Consider the following 9,812-nt stretch of genomic DNA (forward strand, 5'->3'; position numbering starts at 1 on the left):
CTCGAAACCTCGAACTGTCCAGGGCTAGACGCGGGTTGACCCGGGGTAGTCGGCACGGCATGGGTGAGATTCTGGTTGGCACCTGTTCATGGACGGACCGCTCACTGCTGTCCAGCGGCTGGTACCCGCCAGGGCTGCGCGACGCGGAGGGCAGACTCCGGCACTACGCCGCCCAGTTCCCCGTGGTGGAGGCCGACGCCACGTACTACTCCCTGCCCAGCACCCGCAACAGCGCCCTCTGGGCCGAGCGCACCCCGGACGGTTTCCGCTTCGACGTCAAGGCGTTCTCCCTGCTCACCGGCCACCCGACGACGCCGAACGCCCTGCCCGCCGACCTGCGTCCCGCCCTGTCCGGCAGCCGCCGGGAAGGGCGCGATCCAGCACTGCTTGACGACATCTGGCAACGCTTCACCGGAGCGCTGGAACCGCTGAAGAAGGCGGGGCGCCTCGGTACCCTGCTCTTCCAGTTCCCTCCCTGGTTCGCCCCCGGTGACGCACGGTCGAAGGCGTTCCTGGCCCAATGCGCGCGCCGTACGGCCGGGTGGCCCGTCGCCGTGGAGTTCCGCCACCCCGGCTGGTGGCAGGAAGGCGAGCGAGCCGGGACCGAGGCGATGCTCAAAGAGTGGGGCATGTCGGCCGTAGCCGTGGACATGACCCAGACGCTCCCCACCTCCATACCCCCGGTCACCCCCGTCACCTCACCCCGCCTGGCGGTGGCCCGCTTCCACGGCCGCAACAAGGCCTGGGGCACCGGCACCAAGGAGGAGCGCTTCCGTCACACCTACACCGCCGACGAACTGGAGGAATGGGCCCCACGCCTCCGCGGCATGGCCGAACGAGCCGACGAGGTCCACGCCCTGTTCAACAACTGCTGCGCCGACGCGGCCGTCCGCGCCGCGGAGTCGATGCGTGGCCTGCTCGGCGGCCGTACGGGCTCGGTCTGACGGGAACCGAGCATGGAACCGGGCACTGGTCACGACGCTTTCCGCGGCGCCCTCCTGTCCGCCCACACGATCAGTGCCCGCAACTCCTCCCTGCCTCGCTCGATCACCTCCACGAGCCGGGCGGGCTGGGCATCAGGTGGCAGCGGAGCATCGGCGACCAGATCGAGCACGCTCCACTCGGTGTCCAACCATCGCCGCAGGGCCGACCAGTTGCGGCTACGGTCTGCGTTCAATGTCGGGTCCCAGGGATCGGCCGCGTACGGCGTGCGGTCTTCCCCGAACGCACGCAGCAGCCCTGAGCGGCGCACGAGGCACGGGTAGCAAAGGCCGCAGTGGGCGAGTGGGGGCCCGGCGGGATGACGGTCGGGGGGAGTGCCGCAGCTCAGGGTGGCCTCCAGCACCCGCTGCGGCAGGCCCACGTCACGCGCTACCGCGCAGACGTCGCCTTTGGTGAGCACCGCGAAGGGATTCTCGACGCGTATCGCGGATTCAGGCTCCGCGACCTCGGCGATCACTCGATTAAGGTGATGAAGCGTCCAAGGATGCACCGAGCGGGTCGAGCAGGCTCCGGCCCGGGCCGCGGACAGCGGCGGGTTGACGGCGAGTTGACCGTTCTCCGGCAGGTGGACGACGGGGATGCGCTCCGCCGCGGCCGCGTGCACGGCGGTTGCCGCGTACAGCAGGCCGCGTGAGCGGGTGGTGCGTTCCAGCTCGATGCCGCTGCCACGTGGTTTACGTACCGTCTGGCTCTGGGTGAGACGCCGTATAGGCCGCTGCCGCAGAGCGCGTACGGCCCCGTACACCCGATCCTGCAACGCCTCGAAGTTCCGTTCCTCGAAGCTGACGAGGAGCAAGGCGTGGGGCGAAGACACTTTGGCCTGCTCGGCTGCCCAACCGAGGGAGTCGAGACCGCCGGAGAACAGGGCAACATCGTGGGCGCAGTCCTCGGCGAACGTGAAGGACCGTTCCCGGTTCGACTTCCCTGGCAAGGGCCGGAAGAGGACCTCCCATAGGTCGCCCGTCACGGTCCCGAGAACGGCCGTCAGGGCGGGCACTGCACGGTCCCACCGCTCGGGATGGGCGACCGGTATGGAGAGGGCGATGCGGCGCGTCCAGCGGTCGAAGCCGTCGGCGCGGCGGGTGTACCGGTCTGCTGCGAAGACGGCACGCGCCACCCGCTGGAGATCATCCGCCCAGTCCGGAGCGGGGGCGAGTAACGGCCGTCGGTCCGGCCCGCGCGACGAGCGTTCCCAGTACACGGCGTCGTGGAGGGACTGCCAATGCGGTGGCGGTGCCTCGGCGTCCGGATGGGAAAGCCAGAAGAACCGGGCGTGCGCTTCAATCATGCGGCGGTGTCCCCTTCGTGCGCCGTGCCGTCCGTATCCCTGCTCGGTCCGTCTGAGAGCAGCCCCAACGCCCGACCGGCCGCTCGGGGAACGAGCCCCTGCCCGATAAGCCGCAGGGAACCGATCGGATCCCCGATTGCTGACGCGAATTGATCCGCCTTCTCCGCCGCCTCCGTGCCCTGCGCGGCTTCTCCACACGGATCCGGCACCAGGCTCAGCACGTGCTCGGCTATCCAGTCGGCGATGTGGTCCTCGGGATCGAGCGCGGGCAGCAGCGGCACCACGAGTTTGACCTTCTCTGCGACCGCGGAACGGAGAAACTCGGCCACGACATCGGCGAAGAACCCCCGGTAGAGCAGGCAGAACACCTCGCCAGACAAGCCGTTGCCGCCGGGTGCACCGGCCTCGGGGTGCTGCTCCAGGAGGCGACGGGCGGATGCCGCGGCGGCCCGTCGTACGGCGGCGTCCGCCACGGTGCCGCCTTCGCCTCCCACAGCCGCGGTGAAGCGGGCGGCGAATTCGTCGCCGTCCCGGCTCAGTGCCCAGGCGTCCACGGCGCTGGTCAGCCGATCCCCGGCCGCGCAGGCCGCCTCGTAAAGGCCGAAGGCCCTCGGCTCCTCCCGAAGGGTGCGGTGAAGTACCGCCAAGTGCTCCGCGGCGATGTCGTCCAGCCTCGCCGAGTCGTCATGCCCCGGCCGCCAGGCCGAAACGCGTCTGCTCGCGCCACTCCATTCACCCGTTATTCCTGTACGGCCGCCGGGCCCCGGCCACCGCGATGACGTACCCATGCCTCACCTGTCCCCTCCGACCAGCGGCACGGTTGCTCTTCCAGGAGAGCAAGAAACCGAAGTCGTGGACAGGGCGCGCACCAGACACGCAGGAGCAGAGGGACGACCGTGGCGACCCCTCACCTTCGGGTGCGGCCCTGGATACAGTGGGTAGCCATAGCGCGCCCGCCCACCCCACCCGGAGGCAGACATGGCCCGCGCCTGGGAAGCCGACCCGTCCGCGTTATTCGAGCGTCGGCTGGGCAAGTCGGCCGCAGAGCTTGGGAACTCCGACGGCAACGATGAGTGCCCGGACATCTGGCAGCTCGACAACGGTGATGTGGCCGTGATCGGCAGGGATCTCACAACCGCCTACGGCACCCGCCTGCCGCAAGGCGTGCACCTCGCCCCGGACGAGCGGCTGGTCGTCATCCCCGGGAACATGCTCAGCGCCGCGAAGAAGGACATCTCTGATGCCTGATCTCCTCGCCCCCGTTCTCGACCCCGAGCAGGGCGACCGGCTTACCCGGCCCGCCTACAAGCAGGAATTCCGGCAACGGGAGGACGCGATCCGGGACGGGAGTTCCTGGAAGCTGGAGCGCCGACAGCACTTCGAGGAGCAGGGCAGCCCGAGCCGGGACGCCCTGCGCCGAGGTGACTGGGAGGAGGCGCTGCGGCTTCTCGCCGACCGGCGCGACAGCCTGGCCGCGGCCGCCCAGGAAGAGAAGAGCAGGGGGTATGCCTTTCACCGCGTACGGGTGGTCGAAAAGCCGCTGACACCGTATGTGCAGTGGGAACTCCACTCGCAACGGCAGCGCGCGGAGCACGGGCAGCGGATCAGGATCGTCCGCGCCGAACAGGTGGCCGCTTCGGAAAGCACCGGGCCGCTCCCGGAAATGGTCGTGCTCGGCGGCCGCGCCCTCTTCCAGGTCCTCTACACAGAGGCAGGAGTCGCGAACGGCGCGATCCGCTACACCGACCCCGACCTCGTCGAGCGCTGGGAGAACTACATCAAGGCGCTCTACGCCGCGGGCGAAGACGTGATCCCCTACTTCGACCGCGAGGTGGCGCACCTTGACCCGCCGAAGCTGAGCGCAGAAGGGGAGTAGGCCGATCGCAGCGCCAGACGGACAGGACGAGCACTTCGGCAACACCCACTCCGAGCTGTCGGGGTCCTCACGTGACGTCGTCCAGGCGAGAAACGTCCACGGAGGCGTCCACTTCCACACCTCACAGACATCAGCCCCGGCCAACCCCTCCAGCCCCGTCCCGCGCCAGTTACCGGCCGACGTCGGCGGATTCGTCAACCGAACCGACGAGCTGTCCGAGTTGAACGCCGTCTTCACCAGCGAGGACGGCTGTCCGCTCGTCGTCTCGGTATACGTGATCGCAGGTACCGCCGGCGCCGGAAAGACCTCGCTGGCACTGCGCTGGGCACACCAGGCCCGCGACCGTTTCCCGGACGGGCAGCTGTACGCCAATCTGCGCGGCTACGACCCCCGGGAGCCGGTCGCGGCGCGCGAGGCCCTGCACCGCCTGCTGACCTCGCTCGGCGTCCCGGCCGCATCCGTACCCCAGGACCTCGACGCGGCCGCCGCGCTGTACCGCTCGTTGCTGGCCGACCGCCGGGTCCTGGTCGTCCTGGACAACGCGGCCACCGTCGGCCAGGTCAGGCCATTACTGCCCGGAAGCGCCCACAGCCTGGTGCTGGTCACCAGCCGCAGCCGCCTGTCCGGCCTCGCCGTCCGCGACGGGGCCCGCCGTCTCACCCTCGGCGTGCTGCCGGAGCCGGAGGCGGTTGCCCTGTTGCGCGCCGTGACCGCGGGATACCGACCGGCCGACGACGAAGGGCAACTCGCCGAACTGGCCCGGCTATGCGCACGCCTTCCACTCGCCCTGCGCATAGCCGCAGAACGTGCCGCCAGCCACCCCCACCTACGGCTTGACGACCTGATCGCCGACCTGCGCGACGAATCGTCCCTCTGGGACGCCCTGAGCACGGGCGACGACGAGGAAGCCGAAGCCATCCGCACCGTCTTCGCATGGTCCTATCGCGCCCTCCCCGAGCCGGCAGCCCGCCTGTTCCGACTGCTCGGCTTGCACCCCGGACCCGAGCTCGGACTACGGGCTGCCGCGGCCTTGGCCGGTACGACCAGCATCAGCCGCTCCCGTCAGCTGCTGGACTCCCTGGTCGGTGCCCACCTGCTGGAGCAGACCGCCCCGGACCGTTACCAGTTCCACGATCTGCTGCGTGCCTACGCCATCGACCAGGCCCAGCACGAGGAGCCGCCGGCCGAGCGGGAAGCCGCCCTGCGCCGCGTGCTGGAGTGGTACCTGCACACCGCCGATGGTGCGCAGAGCTGGATCAACCCCGCCGAGGACCGCGTGCCCCTCACGCCTGCCTCGGAAGTCATCACCCCGCTGACGTTCCCCGACTACGACGCCGCCGTGGACTGGGCCGAGCGCGAGCACGACAACCTCCTCCAGGCCGTACGTACGGCCGCCGATGCCGGGCACGACCGGCTGGCGTGGCAGTTGGCCGCAGTCCTGTGGAACGCCCAGTTCCCCTCCGCTTCCGGTATGAGCTGGCCGTCCGCGGGCCACATCGGACTGAAGGCGGCTGAACGGCTGGGGGACCGCGCCGCACAAGGCGCACTCCACACCTACCTCGGCATGGCCCACACTCGGCTCAACCGCCTGGCCGACAGCCTCGAATGCCACGAGAACGCGCTCACGATCCGACGCGACCTGGGCGACCGCCTGGGCGAAGCACGCTCGCTCAACCTGATCGGGCTGAACCACCTCCGCACCAGACGACTCGACTCCGCTGCCCACCACTTCGAGCAGGCCATCGCCGCCTTCCAGGACCAGGACGCCACCCACTGGGCCGCCACCGCGTTGTCCAACCTCGCGACCACCCACTACCGCGCCGGCCGCCTCCCGGAGACGATCACGGCCATCGACCAGGCGCTGGCAGCGCACCGAGCCCTCAGCGATCAGCGAGGTGAGGGCAACATCCTGCGCGTCCTGAGCGAGGTCCAGCGCGAGCAGGGGGACGTCGAGGCCTCCCTGCTCTCGGCGCAGGCTGCCCTCGACATCGCCCTCAGCCTCCGCAACCTGCGCCTGGAGGGCTTCTGGCTGCTGACGCTCGGTGCCGCCCAGCAGGCAAGCGGCCAGTACGCCGAGGCCCTGACCTCCTACCAACGGTCCGCCACGCTGCACCGCCGCCTGGCCGACCGCGGCCGAGAGGCGCTGGCCTGGCAGGGCGTCGGCGAGGTCTACCGCTGCCTCGGACGCCCTGTCGAGGCAGCCGACTTCCACCGCCAGGCCGCCTCGGCACATCGCGATCTCGGCGATGCGTGGCACCAGGCCCAGGCCCTGGCCCTGGACGGCCTGGCCTCGGCTGTCGAAAACTCGGAAGAGGCCCGCCGACACTGGGCACAGGCCATGACACTTCTCGCCGACTTCAGCGACCCACGGTCAGCAGCGGCGCGCGAAACCATCGAACACAAACTGACCGAGGCAGGCTGAATCAGCAGTCGGCCGCAGTCGGCCGAGGAACCGGCACTGAGCTGGATCTCGGCCCACACGGTCTTGCCGCACGGATGCCTGGGATCGACCCCCCACCGCGTCGCCAGCGAATGGATGAGAAGCAGACCTCGCCCATGCTCGTCGTCGGCGCCTGGGGGCGTGACGTTGGCCGACCGGGGAAGCCGCTCGTCCCGGCAATCCGCGACCTCGATACGCAGGGTCGCGGCCCCTGACTCAGGCCATCAGTGGCGACTATTCCAAGGATGCTACTGAAGATCAACTCGCGGAGAGAGATCAGCGGATCGACGAGGCCTTCGCTGACCTCAACGCTGATCTAATCCCAATAAGTCCGGATGGCCAACCTGCAGAGACGCGCGTCGGCAAGCTTGCCCGTCAGTGCATCTACGGGACCGACAAGGAACCGCGTGCCGCGCGAACCGCAAAGATGAATATGATCATGCATGGAGATGGTCATGGCGGCATTCATGCACACGACGGACTCGTGAATATCAACGCAGTCTGGGAAGGGCGCTTCCGTGTAATCGTCACCAACCCTCCGTTCGGTGCTACGGTGACTAACGCCCAGTTGGTAGGCGCCACTCGTGAAAGCGACGTTCCTGACGACTTGAAATATAGCCGCCGACAGACGGAGCGCTACAGCGATAATTGGCAGGCTGGACACCGTGCCGTCGTGCAGGCTCGCCATTCTCCAATTCTCGATACATTTGAGATTGGGCGAGGCAAGAAGAGCCGACAGACAGAGGTTCTCTTCGTGGAGCGTGTTCTGCGTCTTCTTGAGCCTGGTGGTCGCGCTGCCATCATCCTCCCTAACGGGAATCTCAACGCAGTCTCCCTCGGTTGGCTGCGTCGATGGACTGAGGGAAACGCCTATCTATGCGGCGTCGTTGCGTTGCCAGTTGAGACGTTCAAGTTCTCGAAGGCAAGTGTGTCCGCATCAATCGTGTTCCTGCAGAAGTTTACCGACAAGGACATCGAAGTTTGGGATAATGCGTGGACGGCTGCTGCGGTAGCAACTAACCCGGAGTATGACGCGCAGCGACAGGCGGCGCTCAATGAGATCGGTTGGAAGGCGCTCACTGCAAACGGCGCCCCTGACGTGATCGAACTGATTGAGAAACTGCAGGCTCTGGGGGTTGTGCGCAAGTTTGAAGCTTACACGCGCGTCCCCAACAACGAGCTTGTGTGCAATGCTGACACAACGAAGATCGGTAACACGAAGTGGCATGGTCGTGCTGTAGGAGAAGCCGCAACTCTCAAGAAAGAGCTCACCGCCGCGCTCAAGGTGCATAGCAAAGCGGTAAAAGCGGCGGAGAAGGAACTTCGCGACACGCTAAGGGAGCTTGACGTCGCCCAGACTGCCGCGATGTGGGCCCATGTTCGCGAGCATTTCGATTATGAAGTGTTCATGGCCGCGCCCTCAAAAGTTGGTATCACCGCAACAGGGGAAACCGGGACGCACGTGCCCAATGACCTACCGAAGGTGCTTACTGAGCTCCGTCGCTTCAAGCCCTGGCGCGTACGCAATTCCTCCGAGGACGGATTCTGATGACGGTCATTGAGATCGTCCACTGGCGCGATCTACAAACGTGGGTAGTCCCCGGCGCGATGATGACCGGAGACAGCTGGCCGCTTGTACCGCTAGCTGAGCTACTTACGCCACTTACTCCGTCGGCCTACGAGCCGGGGCCGGGCGAATTTGTACGATTCGCCGGCGTCCGTTGGTACGGCAAGGGAGTGTTTGTGCGTGAAGAACGCATGCCTGACCAGATCAGTGCGAAATGCTACCCTCTCATCCCCGGCTCAATTGTGTACAACCGTCTGTTCGGGTGGAAATCAGCATTCGCGCTTGTCGGTGAAGAAATGGCCGGCGTTGTCGTGTCAAACGAATTTCCTCAATTCGAGGTCAATGTTGATCTCGTATTGCCCGCCTTCCTTAATCTAATTCTAGGATCTCCCGCCTTCGCGCCCATCATGCTTGCACGTTCGACAGGTAGCACTGCGGTAAGTCGTAATCGCCTATACGTTAGTGATCTACTCGATCTCCATGTGCCTGTTCCTGACAAGGCTACGCAGGCGGGCATCGTTGCTGAGTACGATTCAGCGATGCGTGCCGCAGAGGAGACAGAAGCTGCTGCAGGCGCGACCCGGATAGCTGCAGATGAAAAGTTCTGCTCTGAACTTGGCATCAGCATGATAGAGAATTCCCTGCCTGATGGTTTGACATCTGTTGCGAAGTTCTCTGCGCTCGATCGGTGGGATGTTGAATCCGCGGGCAATGCGATGACTTCGGCATACCCGTTCGAGCCGATCGAGCGGCACGCAGAGATCAGGCTCGGCTGCCAGGTTCCGCGTCGCGGCGCTGTGAGTGACGGCATGGTGCAGCGTCCCTATTTGCGAGCTGCGAACGTTCAGCGAGGATGGTTTTCAACCATCGACGTAAAGCGAATGTACGTAACGCCGTCGACCGCGGAGTCCCTGCGACTGAAGCCCAATGATGTGCTTTTTGTCGAGGGTAATTCACAGACCGAGGTCGGGCGCGCCGCAGTTTGGGAGCGTGACGATGAGACGATCATTCAGAACAGTGTAGTTCGGGCACGGCCACATGGTGATCTTGACCCTTACTTCGCTATGGCATGGTTCAATAGTATTCCTGGTCGGCGCTACTTCTCTGAGAATGCCACGACGACCACAGGATCACTATGGCATATTGGCTCAGGAAAGGTCGGGCGGGCGCCGATTCCCGCTGCCCCATTGGATGTACAGCAGGAGCTTGCTGCTGCCCATAAAAAAAGTATCGCGCGAGCAAATGTAGACGCTGGAAGAGCTAGCGAAATTCGCCGGAACGCAATCGACAACTTTGCGACCGCGGTGTTTGGGCTCGAGGCTTCACTCGCCGATAGCGTGGTGGAGGAAGGTGAGGAGTGAGGTTTTATCTCCGTATGCCTTCTTCCGTGTGGCCTTCCCCAGTGAGGGATCGTAGCCCACACCTCTTATAGAAACGCCGAGCTGGTCCGACGGACGTGCTGCTAGGGCCTGTGTGATGTTGTGATCAGCCAGTTGCCTTCAGGAGGTCGTCGATCCAGATCATCGAGGCACGGAGGTGGAGGCCCGGCGAGGTAGCTCTCGGGCGTCTTGTCGTATCGAGTCGCGATACCGCGCCATGCCTTCAACTTGTTGATGAGCCGCTCGACGGTGTTCCGCTC

8 protein-coding genes and 1 pseudogene are annotated in these 9,812 nt (G+C 66.0%); 6 read left to right on the plus strand and 3 right to left on the minus strand.

Annotation, left to right across the window (positions count from 1 at the left end; translation table 11 throughout):
* The first annotated feature begins 59 nt into the window (after positions 1–59).
* Positions 60–944, plus strand: coding sequence for a DUF72 domain-containing protein (locus ACFZCY_RS44925; protein ID WP_391187533.1), 885 nt, complete (start codon positions 60–62; stop codon positions 942–944).
* A 29-nt stretch (positions 945–973) separates the two neighbouring features.
* On the opposite strand, the gene ACFZCY_RS44930 is transcribed toward ACFZCY_RS44925, so the two are convergent.
* Both ACFZCY_RS44930 and ACFZCY_RS44935 read right to left on the minus strand, forming a co-directional pair.
* The gene (locus ACFZCY_RS44930; RefSeq protein WP_391187535.1) at positions 974–2,119 is read right to left on the minus strand and encodes a 7-cyano-7-deazaguanine synthase; all 1,146 of its coding nucleotides are present in this window, start codon (positions 2,117–2,119) and stop codon (positions 974–976) included.
* A gap of 167 nt (positions 2,120–2,286) precedes the next feature.
* Entirely contained in the window at positions 2,287–2,937 is a 651-nt protein-coding gene (locus tag ACFZCY_RS44935; RefSeq protein WP_391187537.1) for a hypothetical protein, read from the minus strand.
* A gap of 331 nt (positions 2,938–3,268) precedes the next feature.
* Here ACFZCY_RS44935 and ACFZCY_RS44940 point away from each other — a divergent pair, with 331 nt between their 5' ends.
* From ACFZCY_RS44940 to ACFZCY_RS44960, 5 genes are all read left to right on the plus strand, one after another.
* On the plus strand, positions 3,269–3,538 hold the full coding sequence (locus ACFZCY_RS44940) for a hypothetical protein (RefSeq protein ID WP_391187539.1): 270 nt from the start codon (positions 3,269–3,271) through the stop codon (positions 3,536–3,538).
* Positions 3,531–4,166 carry a DUF6879 family protein gene (locus ACFZCY_RS44945; RefSeq protein WP_391187542.1) on the plus strand — a complete coding sequence of 212 codons (636 nt, stop codon included), beginning with the start codon at positions 3,531–3,533 and terminating at the stop codon, positions 4,164–4,166. The genes ACFZCY_RS44940 and ACFZCY_RS44945 overlap by 8 nt, the downstream gene beginning before the upstream one ends.
* Before the next feature lie 502 nt (positions 4,167–4,668).
* Positions 4,669–6,588: a tetratricopeptide repeat protein gene (locus ACFZCY_RS44950; protein ID WP_391187550.1), complete on the plus strand. Its 1,920-nt coding sequence runs from the start codon at positions 4,669–4,671 to the stop codon at positions 6,586–6,588.
* Positions 6,589–6,931: 343 nt separating this feature from the next.
* Positions 6,932–8,155 (plus strand): N-6 DNA methylase, encoded by a 1,224-nt coding sequence (locus tag ACFZCY_RS44955; RefSeq protein WP_391187552.1) that lies wholly within the window; start codon positions 6,932–6,934, stop codon positions 8,153–8,155.
* The gene (locus tag ACFZCY_RS44960) at positions 8,155–9,534 is read left to right on the plus strand and encodes a hypothetical protein (protein WP_391187544.1); all 1,380 of its coding nucleotides are present in this window, start codon (positions 8,155–8,157) and stop codon (positions 9,532–9,534) included. Before ACFZCY_RS44955 ends, ACFZCY_RS44960 begins: the two co-directional genes overlap by 1 nt.
* Positions 9,535–9,658: 124 nt before the next feature.
* Here the strand turns inward: ACFZCY_RS44960 and ACFZCY_RS44965 are convergent.
* Positions 9,659–9,812 (minus strand): annotated as a pseudogene (locus tag ACFZCY_RS44965) (IS5/IS1182 family transposase); the annotation flags it as partial.

The sequence above is a fragment of the Streptomyces sp. NPDC007983 genome (assembly GCF_042958345.1).
Taxonomy (GTDB): domain Bacteria; phylum Actinomycetota; class Actinomycetes; order Streptomycetales; family Streptomycetaceae; genus Streptomyces.